Origin of the sequence: Sorangium sp. So ce321, from assembly GCF_051530195.1 — a bacterium.
Classification (GTDB): Bacteria; Myxococcota_A; Polyangia; order Polyangiales; family Polyangiaceae; genus Sorangium.
On record NZ_CP150329.1, the window covers coordinates 10,086,993 to 10,105,500 of the forward strand.

Genomic DNA, 18,508 nt, shown 5'->3' on the forward strand with positions numbered 1-18,508 from the left:
ATAGCCCCGTCCCCCGGGCCACGTCGACCCGGGCGCGCCGCGCCATGCGATGGGCGCGGCGCGCGGAGCCGGCGATCCCCGCCGGCCTTCAGGCCAGGAAGCGGGGCGGCCCGCCGAGCACGCGGATCACGTCGACCGGGACGTTCAGGTCGTGCAGCACCCCCGGATCGTCCACCTCCTCGTCCACGCACCTGTCGCCGAGCGCCCTCAGGTGGTCCCGGAGCGGCGGTGGATCCGCCTCGAGGTAGCGCTGCAGCGCCTCGGCGCGCAGCACCACCGGGTGGCCGCCGCGGCCGAGGTGACGCGGCCGCACCGCGAGCGGCGGCGCCGCGGAGGAGGCGCCCGCGTCGAGGCGGGCGAGCAGCCGCGCCACCGTGGCGGCGCTCGCGGGGGGCACGTCGACGGGCGTCACGACGACGGCGTCGGCGTCGCCGATGCGCGGCGCGGCGACGGCCAGCGAGCCGGCCGGACCGAGGTCGTCCGGCGCAGTCCACGAGACCAGGTCGACACCAGGCCGCACGTGGGCCAGCAGCGCATGGAAGACGGAGCTGCGCACCACCACGAGCACCCGCGCGCTCTCGGCCTCCAGGCGCGCCTCCGCGTGCGCGATCGCCAGCGGCCGCTCCGCCCCTCCCTTCGTCGCCGCGGGCCAGGCCAGCAGCGCCTTCGGTCCCCCGAGCCGCTTGCCCGCGCCCGCGGCGAGGACGATCGTGATCACCTTCATTCAGCCTGCTCCTCCCCCGCCGGCGCGGAGGCGGCCGGCATCCACCGCGCGCGCCGCCGCCCCGCGCGCCAGGCGACCAGCTCCGCGGCGAGGGCGACGCTGATCTCGGCGGGCGTGCGCGCGCCGATGTCGACGCCGACCGGCATCCTGACCCGGGCGACGTCGCGCTCCGCCACCCCTTTCGCCTCGAGCCGCGCGCGCGTGCGCGCCGCCTTCGCGCGGCTCCCGACCCCGCCCACGTAGCCGAAGCCCCGCGCGAGCGCCCACTCGATCGCCGCCTGGTCGAGCCCGTGATCGTGCGTCATGACGAGCGCCGCCGCCTCGCCGAGGTCCCTCGGCATGTCCGCCGTCACCTCGGGATCGTCGTGGTCGGCAAGCACGACCCGCACCTGCTCGCCGAGCGCCGGCCCGGGCTCCTCCTGCGCGCCAGCGAGCGGCGCGGGCAGCGCGCCAGCGAGCGGCGCGGGCAGCGCGCCAGCGAGCGGCGCGGGCAGCTGCACCCGCGCGGGGTCGGCGGCCGCGGCGCGCGCGTCGCACAGGGTGACCCGGAAGCCCAGCGAGGCGAGCAGGGGCGCCGCGAACGCGCCCACGTGCCCGGCGCCGATCACGAGGACGTGCGCGGCGGGCAGCATCGGCTCGATGAGGATCTCGACCGAGCCGCCGCAGCACATGCCCAGGCTCGGGCCCAGGCGGAACGTCTCGAGCTTCGGCGTGCTGACGAGCTCGTCGAGCGCGCGCCCCATCATCCCGAGCGCCGCCCGCTCGACGGCGCCGCCGCCGATCGTGCCGATCGCGGTGAGGTCATCGAACAGGCAGAGCTTCTGCCCCGGCGTCGACGGCGCCGAGCCGTGCCGCGCCACCACGGACGCGAGCACCACGCGCCGCCCGGCCTCGAGCGCGCCGAGCGCGGCGCGCAGCACGTCGTGCGGCGAGGCCGTCCGCGGGATGACCTGGCTCAGATCCGGCATGATGGAACTCTAGCGACCCGGGCACCGAAAACGAGAGCGCCAAGAGGCCCGGCGCTGAAAGAGCTTGCCGGAACGCTGCGCTTGTCGCGAAAGTCGAGCGCGCGCGGCGACCGGCGCAGGTGTCCTGGATCCCGGCCGGCTGCGCCCGCCGGGATCCCCATGAAAACGCGGAGATCCCCGACCCGATGAGCCCCCCCGCCACGCCCGATCCCGACCTCCAGCGCGCCCTCTCCGATCCGGGCTTCACGCCGGGCCGCCGTCACTTCGCCGCCCTGATGGATCTGCTCGAGACGGCCGGCGAGCCCGCGGAGCTGGCCGAGCGGGCGCTGCGCCGCGCGGGCGCGGCCGCGCTGCCCGCCGCCCTCGAGCGCGCGGCCGGCGCGGCGCCGTCGCTGCGCGCGCCGCTCACCCGGCTCGTCGGCAAGCTGATGGCCGCCGCGCCGCTCGATCCCGCTGTCGCCGAGCAGGCGCGCGGCCACCTGATCGCCTGCCTCCGCGACGACGATCGCCGCACGCGCCGCATGGCGGCGGTGGCGCTCGGCAAGCTGCCCGCGGCCGATCCGGGGCGGCCGCTGGTCGAGCAGGCGCTCGCCGAGGCGGCGCGCGGCGAGGGCTCGCCCGACGTCCGCCGCGCGCTGATCGACGCGCTCGGCAAGGTCGGCGGCGGCGCCGCGCTCGACGTGCTCGCCGAGCTCGGCGGCGACGAGGACGTCGCCGGCGTGCGCGCGCGCGCCGAGCTCCTGGCGAGGCGAACCCTGTCGCGCGGCGAGCCGTCCGAGATCGCCGGCGATCGCGCGGCGGAGCGCCCTGTCCGCGTGGCGGTGCGGTGCCGGCGCGGGCTCGAGGCGGTCCTCGCCGAGGAGCTCGCGGCGCTGGACAAGGGCTCCCCCGGCGGGGCGCTCGTCCCCGAGCTCCGGAGCGATCCCTGCGGCGGCACGCGCGTCGAGGCGATGCTGAGCGGCCGCCTCGACGTCCTGTTCGGGGCGCGCACGATGCTGTCGTTCGCGCTCCCGCTGCCGCTGCGGAAGCTCGACGCCGGCACAGACCTCGCCGCGGCCGTCGCGGAGCGGCTGGCCTCGCGGGAGTCGCGCGAGATCCTGCGCCGCTTCACCGTCGGCGCGATCCGCTACCGCATCGACTGGGCCGGCGGCGGCAAGCGCCGGGCGGCGGTCTTCCGCGTGGCGGCGGCGGTGGAGGCCGAGGCCCCGGAGCTCGTGAACGATCCGACCCAGAGCACCTGGGACGTGGTCATCTACGAGGGCGCTGGCCGCGTCCGCGTCGAGCTCGCGCCGCGCCTGCCCGACCCGCGGTTCGCGTACCGCCGGGGCGACGTGCCCGCGGCGTCGCACCCGACGATCGCGGCGGCGCTCGCGCGCATCGCGGGGGTGCGCGCCGACGACGTCGTCTGGGATCCGTTCGTCGGCTCGGGCCTGGAGCTCTGCGAGCGCGCCCTGCTCGGGCCGTACCGGCGGCTCGTGGGCTCGGATCGCGACCCACGCGCCTTGCAGATCGCGCGGGAGAACCTCGACGCCGCGGGCGCGCGCGGCGCGGAGCTCCTTCAGCGCGACGCGTGCGGCGCGCCGCCCCCGGGCGACGCTCCCACGCTGATCCTGACGAACCCGCCCCTCGGGAGGCGCGTCGAGCGCACGGGAGATCTCGATGCCATGCTCGATCGCTTCGTCGAGGGCGCCGCGAGCGCGCTCGCGCCGGGCGGTCGGCTCGTGTGGATCTCGCCGTTCCCCGAGCGGACCGAGGCGGTCGCGCAGCGCTCAGGCCTCAGGCCCGAGGCGCTCCAGCGCGTGGACATGGGCGGCTTCGACGCCCAGATCCAGAGCTTCCACAAGGCAGCGACCCGGCCGCAGGCGCTGGGCGACCGCGGCGACCGTCGGCGCGGGGACGGCGCCGACCGCCCCGACGCCGGGCGCGGCGGGCGCGGCGGGCGCGGCCCCCAGCAGCCCGAGCTGCGCGGCGAACAGCATCGCCCCCACCGCCAGGAGGATCGCCACCACCACCGCGATGATGATCCCGAGCCGCCCCGAGCGGTCGGGCGGCGCATCGTCGGCGGCAAAGCTGCTGCTGTCGGGCAGCCCGAGGGGCGACGCCGGCGCGGCTGAGCTCTGCACCGCCGCCCGCTGCGCTGGAGCGGCGCTCGGCGATGCAACGACGGCGCTCGGCGATGCAACGACGGCGCTCGGCGATGCGGCGACGGCGCTCGGCGATGCGGCGACGGCGCTCGGCGATGCGGCGACGGCGCTCTTCGGGGGCGGAGAGGCCTGCTGCGACGGACCGAGCGCTCCCACGGCCGCGGAGCTCGGACCGAGCACGCGGCCGCTCCCCGCGTCGGCGTTGCCAGGCGCGGTCACCGCAGGCGCCCCGGCCGCTCGCTCGAGCGGCGCTGCGGGAGCGCGGCCTCTCGACGTCCCCTCGGCGAGCCCCTGCGGCGCGCTGTAGGGCGCCACCGCCGTGATCGGATGCGGCACGGGGGGCGTGACCGGCGCCTCCCGCGCGCGCGTCGGCACGTCGTCCTCGTCGTCCTCGTCATCGACGACCGTGGGCGCATCCAGCGTGGGCTCGTCGTGGATGTCGTCGTCGATGTCGCCGAGGAACGGCATGGCGTCGCTCTGGCGAGGCCGTCCCGCCGGCGCGTCGCGCTCCGCGCCCGGGCGCTCGCGCGCGACGAACGGCGACGCCGGCACCCCGACGGCGGGCTGCTCGCGCGGGCCGCCGGCCGGCGACGCCGCGCCCGCTCCGGGCCGCGCGGCGCCGCCCACGCGGTGCGCGACGGACGCGGTTCCGCCGAAGCGCGGCGGCGCCGGGACCGCCGCCCCGGTACCACCGTGGTGGTCCAGGGGCGAACCTTCCCGCATGACGGTCATGGCGTTCCCTTCGCGGTCGTCGCCGAACGACTGGGTCAGCGGGACCGCCCCCATCCCCGGAACGCGCCCGCGCGGCACCGGCGCGCGGTCTCGCGCGGCGGGGGCGGCCGGGGCTGCCTTGGGGCTCGGGGCGGCGCCCAACCTCGGGGCCGACGCGCCGGAGTACGCCGCCGGAGGCAGCGGGCGCTCGGGCGGCACGGGCGGCGGCGGCTGCCCCGCCGCGACTGCGGCCGCGCGCTGCGCGATGATCTGATCGAGCTGGGCGGAGCTCAGCGGCGCCACGCGCATCAGCGTGCGCACCTCGTCGTCGTCCTCGTCGCTGGTCGAGTCCTCGTCGTCGAGCGGGAGCAGCGTGCGCGCCGCGGGATCGGGGTGCCACTCCTCGAGGGCGCGCCGGAAGGCGGCGGCGTTCGTGGTGCGGGCGGAGCGATCGCGCTGGAACGCGTCGTCGAGGACCCGCTGGAGGTCGTCGTCGCCGACGTCGAACACGGCGAGCGGCGCCGGCGACGCGCTCGCGATCCGCTGCCGCGTCTCCGCGTCGCTCCCGCCGCCGAAGGCGCTCGTGCCGGTCAGCACCTCGTAGAGCGTCGCCGCGATGGCCCACACGTCGTCGCCGGGCGAGAGCGTCCCGCCGGCGACGCGCTCGGGCGACTGGTAGGCGATGCGGCTCGGCGTCTGGCGCAGATCGGCCAGGATGGCCTTCGACGTGCGATCGACCGCGGCCGTGAGCACGCACTCGGGCGAGATGGCGCCATGCGCGACGCCGAGCGCGTGCAGCGCCTCGATCCTCTTCGCGAGACGGATGGCCCAGCCGACGGCGTCGAGCTCGTTCAGCGGGCCATCGCGCAAGATCCGAGTTGCAAGCGTTTCCACTTACGAAGCCAGCGTAGTACCGGTCCGCCGAAGTTTGTACCTGGATCCGCGTGCAGTTCGCACCCCGGACGACCAAATCCCGGGGACGCGCCTCGCCGCGAGCGCCCCGGGGCGGCGCCCCTGACGGACGGCGCAGCTCCGCCGATCCGCGGCGAGGGGGGAGGCGCGCGTCACGACCGCTCGCCCCCGGCGCCCTCGGTCGGGACGATGCGGACGCGGCGTACCCTCCGGCCGGCGACGTCCATCGCCACGAGCGTGTACCCCTCGCACTCCACGCGCTCCCCTGCCTCGGGCGGGTGCTCGAGCCGGCCGAGCATGTAGCCGCCGACCGTCTCGACGGTCTTCACCTCGGGCAGCAGCACGATATGGGCGTCGCGCTCCAGGTCCGCGAGCAGCACGCGGCCGTCGACGTCGACGATGCCGCCGCCGCGGCGGTGGATCGGCGGCACCTCCTCGTCGTTCTCGTCGCGGATCTCGCCGACGATCTCCTCGATGAGGTCCTCCATCGTGACGAGCCCGATGAACTCGCCCGAGGCCGAGGTGATGATCGCCACCGGCACCTGGCGCGCCTGCATCTCGAGGCGGAGGCGCTCGACCGAGGTGTTCTCGCGCGCGATGATGGGCTTGCGGAGCAGCTCGGCCACGCGCGTCGCGCGGCGGCGGTGGCTCAGGACGTCGAACAGGTCGCGCAGGTGCAGGTAGCCGAGCACGTTCTTGCCCTGCTCGTCGAGCACCGGGTACCGGGAGTACCCCGCGTCGGCCACGATCCGCACCGCCTCGTCGATCGTCATGTTCGCGCGCAGGGTCGCCGCGTCGGAGCGGAGCGACATCACGTGCCTCGCCGTGCGCCGTCGCAGGTCGAAGATGCGCACGAGCATGCTGCGCAGCGCCGGATCGAGCCCCGCGGGGCTCTTGGTGAGGAGCAGCCGGAGCTCCTCCGAGGTGTGCGCGATCTCCGCCTCGCCGACCGGCCGGAGCCCGAAGAGCCGGACGAACCCGTTCGCCATCGAGTTGAGCGCCCAGATCACCGGCCACATCACGACGAAGAACCCGTGCAGCGGCCGCGCCGCCCAGAGCGTGACCTTCTCCGTCCGCTGGATCGCGAGCGACTTCGGCGCGAGCTCGCCGATCACGGTGTGGAGCGACGTGATCAGGATGAACGCGATGCCCACGGCGATGGCGTGCGCGCCGATCCCCGACCAGGCGTCGAGCGGCGCGAGCATCGGCTCGATCAGGTGGGCGATGGCCGGCTCGCCGATCCAGCCGAGCCCGAGGGACGCGAGCGTGATGCCCAGCTGGTTGGCGGAGAGGTACTCGTCGAGCCGCTGCGACATCTGGAGGGCGAGCCGCGCGCGCGCGTCCCCCTCGCGCACGAGCTGCTCCAGCCGCGTCGGCCGCATCTTGACGATGGCGAACTCGGAAGCGACGAAGAACGCGTTCAACAGCACCAGCAGCGCGGTGCCTAGGAGATAAACAAACGTCATGCCGGTCGACGTCCTCTGCCCGGTGCGCCAGCCCCCCCGCGCCTCTTCGGCGACAAGGCGCGCTCAGATCCTCGCACGCTCGAGGATCTTGCTTCGCAGCTCCGGGTCGTCGTTGCTGAGCCCCTCCACGAGCGCGTCGGCCGGGGATTGCCCCTTGGCGATGAGCGCGCTGAGCCGACCGAGGTGGACGCGCTCGTCCTTGCCGTTCTTGTTCAGGCGCGCGCGGCGCTCGAGGCCGCCCGAGGCGATGGAGACGAGCTGCTCGGCGAGCGCCGCGAGCGGCTTGCCGCGGAACGTGGCGCGGAGCGCGCGCTCGGCGATCATCGGGCGCACGGCCTCGAGCTCGTCGAACCTGAAGCTCTCGGACAGGGCGTCCGCCTCGTCGAGCGCGCGCGCGTCGTAGAGGATCCCCGTCCACAGGGCCGGGAGCGCGCAGACCAGGTTGGCGGGCAGCGAGTCCGCGCCGCGGACCTCGATGGTCCGCTTCAGCCGGACCTCCGGGAAGAGGGTGTTGAGGTGCATCTCCCAGTCGGCGCGGGTGGCCCGGTGCCCCTCGAAGCCGTGCTCGAGGAAGTCGCGGAACGTCTGCCCCGTGTTCTCGATCACCGCGCCGTCGCGCTTGATGAGGAACATCGGCGCGTCGACCGCCCACGCCACGTAGTCCGAGAAGCGGCGGCCGCGCTCGAGCACGTTGCGGAGCAGCCCCTGCCGCGACGGGTCGACGTCGAGCCAGACCCTGGCGCGGTAGCTCCGCCCGCCGAACATCGCCCCCTCGTAGAACGGGGAGTTCGCGAAGATGGCCGTCACGAGGGGCGAGAGGCGGAGCGACACGCGGAGCGCGCGCATCGCCGCCTCCTCGCTGGCGTAGTCGAAGTTCGCCTGCACGGTCGCGGTGCGGCGCATCATGTCGAGGCCGTACGCGCCGCGCGTCGGCAGGTAGCGCCGCATGACCGCGTAGCGGGACTTGGGCACCCAGGAGAGCTCGGCCTGCGACGCGAAGGGGTGGAACCCGATGCCGAGCCAGGCGAAGTTGAGCTCGGCGGAGATGTCGCGCAGCTCCGCGAGGTGCCCGCTCATCTCCAAACAGATCTGGTGGATGCTATCGAGGGGCGCCCCGGACAGCTCGAGCTGCCCGCCCGGCTCCAGCGTCACCGAGGCGCCGGCCCGGAGGAGCGCGATCAGCGGACCGCCCGGCGTCTCGTGCTCGGGCGTCCAGCCGTGCCGCTCGACGAGCGCCTGGAGCACGGACAGCACGCTCCTCTCGCCCTCGTACGGGATGGCGGCGCCTGTTCTTGCGTCGACCCCGAACTTCTCCGCCTCGGCGCCGATCCGGTGAAGCGACTCGGGCTTGATGGCTTCGTGGAAGGGAAACAGCAGATCGTCGAACGTCTTCAACGGTTGAGACTTCGACTCGCTCGCGTGGCTTGCATCGGCCATCATCACGTTTCCGGTTTGTTTCGTTCTCGCCTAGAGCGCGCGCCTAAGCAGGGGCGCGCGCTGCGTCGTTCGGAGCATCTTCGCGAGCGCACCGAGGTGCGCCAGCGTTGTCCCCGTCCCTCCCCCAAGCATTCGCGCGCCCGCCTCGATGAGCCGCACCGCGGAGGCGGCCCAGGCGTCGCACGCCTCGGCGGACGCGAGGCGATCGGACCCGTCCGCTGACGCGGGTTCGGCGCTGAGCAGCACGCCGACCTGCGCCTCGTGGGCGACGCCCTCGAGGCGACGGAGGACGTTGAGCCCGAGGTCGAGCGACGAGACCTCGAAGAGCAACGCGTCCGCGCCGCTGTCGAGCGCCCCTCGGGCGACCTCCTCGAAGCCCTCGCCGTCAGCGGTGCGCCCGACGCCGTCGAGCTCCACGAGCGCCCACGTCGCCAGCTGCGTCGTGCTGGCGCTGACCACCGCCGCGCGGCGCGCGAGCCGCGCGACCGCGGGGGAGACGCACGCGGCCTGGGCTGCATCGAAGCCGCATGCGACGAGGATCTCGCAGCCGGCCGCCGCGAGCCTGGCCGCATGGACCGCGTAATCTTCCGCAATCCGGTCGGCCATGGGCGCGGCAGCAGTGTGGCCCAGGATACCGGCCACCGCCACGCGTCGCGTGGCCGCGCCCGCCGCCTCGGTCGCGAGCTCGACCGCGGTCCCTGTCAGCGCGGCGGCGCGGAACGCCATGCCGATGGGCGCCAGGGCGCGCGTCGTCGTCGCGGACGTGAGCGCCCGGACCACGTCGATCCCCAGCGCGATCTCCTGCTCGTGCAGCTCTGCGATCGCCCTGGGCGACTCGCGGAGCAGCCGGCCGAGCGCGGTGTTGGAGGAGACCGCGGCGCCCCGGTAGCGGAGAGAAGCGAGCGGATCGCCGCTGATAATGAGCGGACGACCTACCGGAGGCCGAGAGGTGGAGGCCTCGAGCGCGTTCACGTCCTTCGCTGCTTTCCAGGGCTCCTCTACCACCGGTCTATAAGGGGAAACTAGCCCAAGACGGCCCTTCCGCGTCGCGAAATGGTGCAGACCGGCGGGCTGGAGCACAGCGATCCACGCAGCGCGGTCGGGGGCAACCTGACGGGCGCTCGCCCGCGCTGGGCGCGAACCAGGGGCGGAACGGGGGATCAGCGGTCATGAGGCCTCCGTGGTGCGCGCTGGGCCGTCACACGGCGGGGAGCCTCCGGCCCGCTTGTCATACGGCGGGGAGCCTCCGGCCCCCTACCCCTCGGCCCCGGCGCGCGACGAACTTGCGGTCGAAGAGCCGCACCCGCCGGACGAACAGGTCGAGCAGGAAGACGGCCATGGCGGCGTAGATGAACCGTTGCCAGAGCTCCTCGTGGAAGGTCACCTTCTCCCCTGCCGGGTCGAAGATGGCGGCCACGCCGCTCGGATCGACCACGCCGCCGGTCGACGTCGCGGCCTTCTCGAGGGTCGCGAGCTCGGGCTCGAAGCTTGCGTACTCGCGGGGGTACGGGTTCGAGACGTGGCCGTAGCTGACCGCGACCGGCCGCAGCGACCCGTCCTCGGCCTCGCGCAGGTGCTCCGCCCTCAGGAGGAACGAGCCATACTGGTCCAGCGCGAGCGCGGTCTCGTACCGCCCCGGCGCGGTCTGACGCATGTCGACGACCCGCGTCGTCCCGCCCGGCTCCGGTCCGATGATGCTGAGCCGGGAGGTCAGGTTGTTCTCGAACCGGTCGTCGGCCCCGAACGCGTCGACGGACGCGCGCAGCTCTCCGTCCACGATCTCGGCCTTCATGTCGAGCTCGCGCCGGTGCTTCTGGCGCATGTGCTCGTGGATGAGCTGCCCCCAGAACTTCTCGAAGCCCGGCCACCTCAGCCACTCCACGGCCCAGCGCGCCTTGACGTCGCTCGTCCAGGCCAGCGTCCACCCGAGGCCGACCCGCCACCGCGCGAGGATCGGCTCCTCGGTGTCGCTCGTGAGCAGCTCCTGCGCCGGGGGCGGCTTCAGCTTGGTCGAAACATAGCCGTGCAGGTTCGGCGCGGTGCGGACGTCGATGCCGCGGAGGAACGCCGCGTCGCCGACCTGGGTCACGGGGAACCACTCCTCGACGGCGGCGGCGCGCGCGACCATCTCGGTCTCCTTGGTGAAGATCCGCGGCAGGTTGTTCGGGTCGGGCACCGCGTGGAAGCGCCCCCCGCCCACGTCGGCGATCATCTTGAGCAGCTGCTCGTCGAGATCGTTCCCCAGCCCGACGGTGGTCACGGTGATCGACTCGGCGATCATGGCGGAGACGAGGTCCCGGATGCCGCCCGTCGACGCCTTGCCGTCGGTGAGCAGGATGACGTGCTTCTTGCGCGCCTGCGTCACCGTCATGTCCTGGTAAGCGGCGTCGAGCGCGGCGAAGATCTCGGTCCCGCCGCCCGGCTGGATGCGCGCGATCTCGCCGGCGATGCGCGAGCGGTTGCGCGCGGGCTGCATCTTCACGTAGCGGGTCGGCGCCGAGTCGAACGCGATGACCTCGATCAGGTCGTCCGAGCCGAGGACCCCCGCGGTCGCCTTCGCCGCGGCCTTGGCCATCTCGAGGGGCAGCCCGGTCATCGACCCCGAGCGATCCATGACGAGCGCCATCGCGACGCTCGGCATGTCCTTCTTTCGCTCGTTGTCCATCCGCACCGGGAGGATCCGCTCGATCGTGGTGCGGTACCAGCCGCCGAGGCCATACCCCGACTCGCCGCCGGCGAAGAGGAACCCTCCGCCGAGGTCGCGCACGTAGCTCTCGATGATCTCCTGCCCCTGCAAGCTGAGCGCCTCCTTCGGGGTGTCGGACACGATCAGGAAATCGTAGCGCTCCATCTCCTTGAGCGAGCCGGGGAAGCCGGCCGGCGGCCTGACGTCCACGTCGAGCTGCTGCGCGGTGAGCGCGCTCGAGAGCGGGCCGGCGTGCTGCGGCGTGCCCTCGATGTAGAGCACCGACGGGCGCCCGGGCACGTCGATGGTGGTCGCGTACCGGTTGTTCTCCTTGAACTTGTCGTCCGCGATCTGGTCGAGCTCGAGCGCGTAGGTCACCTGCCCCGCGATGCGCACGACGCTCTTGAACATGACGTCGTTCGGCCCCGCCTTGAGCTCGAGGTCCCTGATGCCCTCGAGGCCGTTCAGCGCCTCCCCCTGGAACAGCCGCGCCCGGGCCTTGGTCGCGCGGCTCGCGTAGATGTCCGCGTGGATCTCGAAGGTCTCGCCGACCTTCACCCGGTCCGGCATCCTGAGCTCTCGCACCGCGACCTCGGGCGGCGCGGGCCGCCGGTACGGGATCGTGAACAGCCGCACCCCGAAGTCGCGCGCCCGGTTGGCCTCGGCGAGCACGTCGCCGTCGGTCTGGACGCCGTCCGACATCAGCACGGCGCGCTTGAGGTAGCCGGGCGGGTACAGCCCGTAGGCGAGCTGCAGCGCCGCCTGGAGGTTCGAGCCCGCGCCGAGGTCCCCGCGCTGCCCTTTCTCGTCGAGGTGACGGCCGATCGCCGGCGCGCGTCGCTCCGCGTCGCGGCCTGCCGCCTCGCCGGCTGCGCGCTCGACGAGCCGGGGCCGCCGCGCGAACGTGATCACCTTGATGACGCCGTCCTCCGGCTTCTCGGCGAAGGCCTTGTCGAGCGTCGCGCGCGCGTCGTCGAGCGCCTCGTCCGTGACGGACTCCGAGACGTCGATGAGGTAGGTCGTGGCGACCTTCTCCGTCGTCGCGGTCCGCGCGAGCCGCGACAGCCCGAGCGCGATCAGCGCGACGAAGGCGATCCGCAGCAGCACCGAGAGCACGCGCTGCGGGAGAGGAAGGTCGGCGAGCGACCCTGCGAGGACGCCGACGAACCAGGGCGCGAGCAGGAGCGCGCCGAGCATCTTCGGGTTGAGGAGCTCGTATTTAACCCCCTCGCGCACCCATGTGAGCGTCGGATCCGGGTGCAAGAGGACGTACCTCCGGTACGCCCAGAACAGGATCCCGCCGAGGGCGGCGCAGGTGATGGCCCACGCGAGGACGCGGAACTTGCGGCCACTGAACGCGCTCACACCGTCACCCTCCTGTGATACGTGAACCACTCGATCGCGGTCACGAGGAGCACCGCCGCGAGCAGGTAGATCCAGAGCTCACGGCGGACGCCGATCTTGAACTCGCTCACCGCGCCCGCGCCGCGGCCGTCGACCTTGAGCTCGGCGGCGGGGGCGATCGCGCTCTCCTGCGGCGCGGAGAGGTTCGCGGCGAACATGCTCTCCTCTTGCGCGCCGGCCTGCGCGCCGGCGGCGCCGACGCGCAGCGTGTAGAAGCCGGCGTGTTGCCCCAGGAACACGGCGCGCCCGTCCTGGATGGGCACCGTCCGCGTCGTCCCGTCGGGCTGCTCCAGGCTGGCCGTCTCCGCCGACGAGGACGCCGGGATGTGCCAGACGGCGCCCGTGCGGAACGAGGAGATGTAGCTCGTGTCCTCCTCGACGAAGTTGTTGATCGCGTTGAGCAGGAAGAGCGGCCAGGCGATCCGGAGGGGGAAGTCGCTCTCGCGGACGTCGAAGCCGAGCGCGACGAACTTCACGCCGCTGCGCCGCCCCTCGATGAGCAGCGGGCCCTTGTGGCTCCGACCGACGACCCTGTCTTCCTTGTTGCCCTTGAGCACGTGGGCGCGCGCGATGTTCACGTCGCTGAGCGCCGTGTACCGCAGCAGCGGGTGCTTCGCGTCGAGCTCATCGAAGCCCAGGCGGTAGTTCGGGTCGTCGTCCAGGACCTCGTTGCCCACCTCGAACGGGAGGTTGGTCCCGGTCGGGTTGAGGTAGAGCAGGCTCCCGCTCCCCGGCGCGACGCTCGGCGCCACGCCGTCGAAGATGGTCACGTCGAACGAGGAGGCCGCCGGGTAACGCTGCGGGTCGACGAACGTCACGTCGAGGTACTCGTCGAGGAGCAGCGCCGCCTCGAGGAACATGTTCCCCGCGGAGACGACCTGGACGCGCGCGCGGCGCCGCTCGGGCAGGAGCGCGAAGGCGCGGTTGTCGGCGGGCAGGTCGTCGGAGCTGCCGTCGGCCAGCGCGAGCTTCGCCTCGAGCGTCTTCGAGGCGCCGGAGAGGTTCGGGTAGAAGCGGGGCAGCTTCTCCTTCGGCTTGAGCCGGATGCGCGTCAGGTCGGTGAGCTGGCCGTCGCCGAGCAGCGACAGCTCGAGATCGAGCGGCTCGTCGCTCGTGTTCGTGACCTCGAGCATCACCTCGTAGCGGCTCTTGTCGAGCGGGTAGCGCCGCACCGAGAACTCGGTGATCGCGGCGTTCCGCGCGCCCTTGCCGATGGGCAGGAACGAGAGCTTGATGTCGCCGAGGCGCACCGGCCCGCCGGCGTCGGCGGCCTCGCCCAGCGCGCCGTCGCTCACGACGATGACCTCCGGCGACGGCAGCCCGCTGAGGGTGTCGCCCGCGAAGCGGAGCGCGCGCGCGAAGTCGGCGGTCGCGTCGGTCGGCTTCACCGCCGCGACGGCCGCCTCGAGGTCGGAGATCTCTCCGGTGAGCGTGGACAGCGGCGTGACGGCCGCGTCCATCTGGGCGAGCAGCATGCGGTCGCTGCCGGAGAGGCCGCGGACCATCTTCCTCACCTCCTCCTTCGCGAGCTCGATCCGCGAGGGCGCGACGTCGATGGCCTGCATGCTCGCGCTCGCGTCGATGAGGACCACGATGTTGCGCCCCTCGACGAGGTTCGCCTGCGGGCGCGGGTCCCCGAGCGCGAGCAGCAGCAGCGCGAGCAGCGCGAGCTGCAGGAGCAGCGAGAGGAGCCGCTTCAGCTGCGAGAACAGGCTCGTCGCTTCCTTGTCCCGGAGGACGCGCTCCCAGATCTTCGAGAACGGGACCGCGACGGGCCGGCGGCGCAGCTTGAGGATGTAGAAGACGACGACCACGGCCCCGGCGACGGCGCCGATCTGGAGCAGGGTCTGCAGCGGGACGCCGGTGAAGTGCAGCATGGCTACCGGAGGAAGCCGCCTCTGCGGAACACGCGCAGGATCAGCTCGTCGAAGGGGACGGACACGTCGGCGCGGAAGTAGCTCACCTGCCGCGACGTGCAGAAGCGGCGGATCTCGTCGAGGTACTGCTCGTACGCCGCGGCGTAGCGATCGAGCACCTTCGCGGTCACCGTGACCTCACGCTCGTCCCCGGTCTCGCAGTCGTAGACGCGCACGTCGCCGCGCAGCGCGGGCCGCGCCTCGCGCGGGTCGGCGACGTGGAGCACGAACGGCTCGAACCGGTTGTACCGGAGCACGTTGATGCCCCGCTCGAAGCCGACCGGGTCGTAGAGATCGCTGAGGATGACGGCGAGCCCGCGCCGCTTGTGCTGCGCCACGAACGTCTTCATCGCCTCCCCGAGGTCGGTCGCGCCGTCGGCGCGGGCTTGCCCGAGGAAGCGGAAGATCCTGAAGATGCGCGCCTTGCCGCGGGTCGACTGCATGCGCCCGCTGATCTCGTCGGTCGCGGTGACGATCGCGATGCGGTCGAGGTTGGCGAGCCCCACGTACGCCAGGGCCGCGCAGAGGCGCTTCGCGTGCCGCAGCTTCGCGCCGTCGCCGAACGCCATCGACGCCGACGTGTCGAGGATGAAGTAGATCGAGAGGTCTTCCTCCTCCTCGTAGAGCCGGATGAGGAGCCGGTCGAAGCGCTGGTAAGCGGCCCAGTCGAGGTACCGGAAGTCGTCGCCGGGGGCGTAGTCGCGGTGGTCGGCGAACTCGACGCCGGAGCCGGTCTTCTTGGTCCGCCGCTCCGCGCGCATCGCCCCGGAGAAGACGCGGCGGCTCACCATCGCGAGGTAGTCGAGCTTGCGCTGGAACTCGTCGTCGAAGAGGTCCTCGTCGGAGGCCCCCGCGGAGAGCGGGGAGAGCGGCGAGAACGCGGCGAGCCGTCGGAGCGGCGCAGCGGCCCTCTTGAAGGTGTCGAAGAGCCCCATGCTACCTTCGACGTTCCCTCATTTGCTCTCGGGCAAGCGCTTGAGGATCGCCTGCAGCACCTCGTCGGTCTTCACGCCCTCGGCCTCTCCTTCGAAGTTGAGGAGCACGCGGTGGCGCAGCGCGGGGAGCGCGCTCGCGCGCACGTCATCGACGGACGCCGCGAACCGCCCCTCGAAGAGGGCCCGGATCTTCGCGGCGAGCAGGAGCGCCTGCGCCCCTCGGGGCGACGCGCCGAACTTCACGAACCGCTTCACCTCGTCGAGGCTCTCGCCCTCGGTCGGGTGCGTGGCCTGGAGGAGCCGCACCGCGTAGTCCTGGACGTGCTTCGCCACGGGCACCTCGCGCACGAGCCGCTGCATGGCGACGATCCGCTCCTTGTTCAGGACCGGCCGCACCTCGATCGCGTCCGTGCCGGTCGTCCGCTCGAGGATCGAGTTCAGCTCCTCGCGGCTCGGGAACGGCACGTGCAGCTTGAAGAAGAACCGGTCGAGCTGCGCCTCCGGGAGCGGATAGGTCCCCTCGCTCTCGAGGGGGTTCTGGGTCGCCAGGACGAAGAACGGCTCCTCCAGCGTGTAGCTCTGCCGCGAGACCGTCACCCGGTGCTCCTGCATGGCCTCGAGGAGCGCGCTCTGCGTCTTCGGCGTCGCGCGGTTGATCTCGTCGGCGAGGACGATGTTCGCGAAGATCGGCCCCTTGCGGAACGAGAACGACCGCTGCCCGCCCGCGCTCTCGTCGATGACCGTCGTGCCGATGATGTCCGCGGGCATCATGTCGGGCGTGAACTGGATGCGCGAGAACTGGAGGTCGAGCGCGTCGGCCATGGTGCGGACGAGCATCGTCTTGCCGAGCCCCGGCACGCCCTCGAGGAGCGCGTGCGAGCCCGCGAGCATGCACGTGAGCACGCCGTCGACCACCTCCCGGTTGCCGACGATGACCTTCCCCACCTCCTCGCGCAGCCCTCCGATGCTCGCGCGGAAGTCGTCCACTTCAGCCCGCGCTGCTTCCTTCGTCTTCTCGGCCATAACGTCCTGCTTCGAGCCCGCTGTCGCGGAGCGTCCGTGGAGGCGCGGTCGCGTTCGAGCCGCCGGCTCGACTCACTCGCGCGGCCTGATGAGCTGGAAATACCGGTTCACGTAGAACCTGTACCCATCAGGGATCTGGTCCTTGTTGATCTGCTGCTCTGCGACGGTGTGATAGTCGGTGAAGACCTTCTTGTAGCCGGTCCCCTTGAAGCCCCGCTCGGCGGCGCTGAGGATGACCTCGCTGTTCGAGGGCCCCTCCTGCGTGTCGAGCCCCTGCGCCTGGACGTCCTGCGTCCCCAGCTTCGGGTCCGTGCGCTTGCCCGCGACCTCGCCGCCGCGGCCGGAGCCGGCGCCGTCGCCGCCGGGCTGGTTGCCGCCGTTGCTGTTGCCCTGGCCGCTCCCCTGCCCGTCCTGCCCCTGACCCTGACCCTGCCCGCCCGGCATCATGATCTTCTTGCCGCCCGGCCCGATCACCAGCTCCTGGCCCTGCCCGCCCTTGCCCTGGCCTTGCTGGCCGTTCTGGCCTTCCTGCTCGCCGTCGCCCTGCCCGTCCTGGCCCTGCTGTCCCTCTTGCCCCTGCCCCTGCTGCTCCTCGCCGCCGCCCTGGCTGCCGCGCGCGCGCTTGCCGAAGCGGAGCATCCTCGCCATCCGCTGCTTGCCCCCCTGCCCCTGCTGGCGCACGAGCTCCCGGAGCTCCTCGAGCCGCTGGCGGAGCTCTTCCTTCTCCTGCTCGGACATCTCCTCCTGCTGCATCCGGTTGATGTCCTCGGCGGCCTGCTCGAGATCGTCCGCTGACATCCCGAGATCTCGCATCAGGTCCTCGGCAGCCTTGGCGAGCTCCCGGTCGAGCCGGTCGAGCTGGCGCCCGGTCCGCTCCTTCTGCTCGGCTTCCCGGTCGAGCCGCTCCAGCTCGCGCTCCTTCTTCTTGAGCAGCCGCTCCTCTTCGGCCTTCTGCTGATCGCTCGTCGAGGCCTTCTGCTTCTGCTTGAGGAGCTGCTCGCGCACCTCGGCCCGCTTCTCGTTGATCGCGGCGAGGGCCTCCTTGCGGCGCGAGGCCGCCTCGGCCAGCGCCTTGCGCAGCCGCTCGATCTCGGCCTTGTCGAACTTCTGCTTCTTGTCGCGGAGCTTCTCGGCGAGCTCCTTCAGGTCCTTCTTCGCCTTCTCGAGGTCCTTCTTCTCGAGAGACTCCCCGACGCCCTTCGCCAGGTCGCTCTTCTTGAGGTCGATCCCGGTCTCCTTCAGCGCCTCTTCGAGCGCCTTCAGGTCGGCCTCGGCCCCCTTGAGGAGCTCGCGCTCGAGGGCCTCCATGCGGCGGAACGCCTCGGTCCGGTCGAGGCGCTTGTTGGCGATGTCCTCGATGAGCTGGTTGAACCGCTCGACCGCGGACTTCATTTCCGGGCTCTGGTCCTGCCGATCGAGCGCCTTCGCCGCATCCTTGAAGAGCTCGATGTCGTCGGGCGACATGGTGAGCGCGTCGATGGTCTGCGCGACGGGCGCCAGCCTTCGCGGGGTGCGCACCTCGAGCAGCGCCACCGCGAGCACGCCGAGGCCCACCGCGGCCGAGGCCAGGAGCTCGCGCGGGACGGCGAGCGGCGCGGCGCCCGCGGGGCGCAGCCCGCCGGCGTGCTCGCAGGCGTCGTCGATGGCGGCCTCCATCAGCGGGGTCCGCTGCGCCGCGGGCAGCGCCTCGAAGGCGAGGGCGTTGGTCAGCCGGTCCTGGAGGCCGTGGTGCCGGTCGAGCGCCATCGTGCCGGCGCGGGGGGGCAGGCGGCGCAGCATCGCCACGACGAGCGTGGCCAGCACGAGCAGCCCGGCGCCGACGAGGAGCTGCCGCGCGCGCTGCTCGCCGAGGTGCGCCGGCAGCGCCTTGTGGACCGCGAGCGTCCCGGCAGCCATCGCCAGCGCGAGGGTCAGCGCGCTCGGCAGAGCGCGCAGCGCGCGCCCGAACCGGAGCCTCAGCTCGACAGCCAGCGCGGCGCTGCGGATGCGGTCCAGGTGCTTCGTGCGAGAGTCGCTCACGGTGCCTAGCGCTCCGGACGCCCCCCGCGGGGGCCTTCGAAGTGGAAACGTCGCAGCATTGTACCCGCTGACGGGTCACGCGCCCGAAAGTTCCTGGGAGACGAGCGCGCGGCGTGCGAGGCATGACGCGCGGCGATCCCCGACAATTCCCGCGCAGGACGGC

At 72.9% G+C, this 18,508-nt stretch carries 11 protein-coding genes; 1 reads left to right on the forward strand and 10 read right to left on the reverse strand.

Annotation, left to right across the window (positions count from 1 at the left end; genetic code table 11):
- Positions 1-88: 88 nt before the first annotated feature.
- Together WME89_RS37240 and WME89_RS37245 are read right to left on the reverse strand one after the other, a co-directional pair.
- The gene (locus WME89_RS37240) at positions 89-724 is read right to left on the reverse strand and encodes an NTP transferase domain-containing protein (RefSeq protein ID WP_438004362.1); all 636 of its coding nucleotides are present in this window, start codon (positions 722-724) and stop codon (positions 89-91) included.
- A complete protein-coding gene (locus WME89_RS37245) occupies positions 721-1,692 on the reverse strand; it encodes an XdhC family protein (protein WP_438004363.1) in 972 nt (323 codons plus the stop codon). Before WME89_RS37245 ends, WME89_RS37240 begins: the two co-directional genes overlap by 4 nt.
- 185 nt (positions 1,693-1,877) lie before the next feature.
- On the opposite strand from WME89_RS37245, the gene WME89_RS37250 reads away from it, so the two are divergent.
- Positions 1,878-3,806 carry a HEAT repeat domain-containing protein gene (locus WME89_RS37250; protein ID WP_438004364.1) on the forward strand — a complete coding sequence of 643 codons (1,929 nt, stop codon included), beginning with the start codon at positions 1,878-1,880 and terminating at the stop codon, positions 3,804-3,806.
- A 1,805-nt stretch (positions 3,807-5,611) separates the two neighbouring features.
- Here the strand turns inward: WME89_RS37250 and WME89_RS37255 are convergent.
- From WME89_RS37255 to WME89_RS37290, 8 genes are all read right to left on the reverse strand, one after another.
- Positions 5,612-6,925, reverse strand: coding sequence for a hemolysin family protein (locus WME89_RS37255; protein ID WP_438004365.1), 1,314 nt, complete (start codon positions 6,923-6,925; stop codon positions 5,612-5,614).
- A gap of 63 nt (positions 6,926-6,988) precedes the next feature.
- Entirely contained in the window at positions 6,989-8,320 is a 1,332-nt protein-coding gene (locus WME89_RS37260; RefSeq protein ID WP_438004366.1) for a glutamate--cysteine ligase, read from the reverse strand.
- A gap of 72 nt (positions 8,321-8,392) precedes the next feature.
- Positions 8,393-9,334, reverse strand: a complete 942-nt coding sequence (locus tag WME89_RS37265) for a homocysteine S-methyltransferase family protein (protein ID WP_438004367.1) — start codon at positions 9,332-9,334, stop codon at positions 8,393-8,395.
- A gap of 256 nt (positions 9,335-9,590) precedes the next feature.
- Entirely contained in the window at positions 9,591-12,413 is a 2,823-nt protein-coding gene (locus WME89_RS37270) for a VWA domain-containing protein (RefSeq protein WP_438004368.1), read from the reverse strand.
- Complete coding sequence (locus tag WME89_RS37275; protein ID WP_438004369.1) at positions 12,410-14,329, reverse strand: vWA domain-containing protein; 1,920 nt, start codon at positions 14,327-14,329, stop codon at positions 12,410-12,412. The genes WME89_RS37270 and WME89_RS37275 overlap by 4 nt, the downstream gene beginning before the upstream one ends.
- Positions 14,330-14,331: 2 nt before the next feature.
- Positions 14,332-15,303, reverse strand: coding sequence for a DUF58 domain-containing protein (locus WME89_RS37280; RefSeq protein WP_438004370.1), 972 nt, complete (start codon positions 15,301-15,303; stop codon positions 14,332-14,334).
- Between the two features lie 18 nt (positions 15,304-15,321).
- A complete protein-coding gene (locus WME89_RS37285; RefSeq protein WP_437619436.1) occupies positions 15,322-16,326 on the reverse strand; it encodes an AAA family ATPase in 1,005 nt (334 codons plus the stop codon).
- A gap of 72 nt (positions 16,327-16,398) precedes the next feature.
- Complete coding sequence (locus WME89_RS37290) at positions 16,399-18,345, reverse strand: hypothetical protein (RefSeq protein WP_438004371.1); 1,947 nt, start codon at positions 18,343-18,345, stop codon at positions 16,399-16,401.
- Positions 18,346-18,508: the final 163 nt, after the last annotated feature.

Bases quoted from the DNA above. Each gene is read 5' to 3' on its own strand.
- WME89_RS37275 (WP_438004369.1), bottom strand. From the start codon at position 14,329: ATGCTGCACTTCACCGGCGTCCCGCTGCAGACCCTGCTCCAGATCGGC.
- WME89_RS37245 (WP_438004363.1), bottom strand. From the start codon at position 1,692: ATGCCGGATCTGAGCCAGGTCATCCCGCGGACGGCCTCGCCGCACGAC.
- WME89_RS37285 (WP_437619436.1), bottom strand. From the start codon at position 16,326: ATGGCCGAGAAGACGAAGGAAGCAGCGCGGGCTGAAGTGGACGACTTC.
- WME89_RS37280 (WP_438004370.1), bottom strand. From the start codon at position 15,303: ATGGGGCTCTTCGACACCTTCAAGAGGGCCGCTGCGCCGCTCCGACGG.
- WME89_RS37250 (WP_438004364.1), top strand. From the start codon at position 1,878: ATGAGCCCCCCCGCCACGCCCGATCCCGACCTCCAGCGCGCCCTCTCC.
- WME89_RS37240 (WP_438004362.1), bottom strand. From the start codon at position 724: ATGAAGGTGATCACGATCGTCCTCGCCGCGGGCGCGGGCAAGCGGCTC.
- WME89_RS37255 (WP_438004365.1), bottom strand. From the start codon at position 6,925: ATGACGTTTGTTTATCTCCTAGGCACCGCGCTGCTGGTGCTGTTGAAC.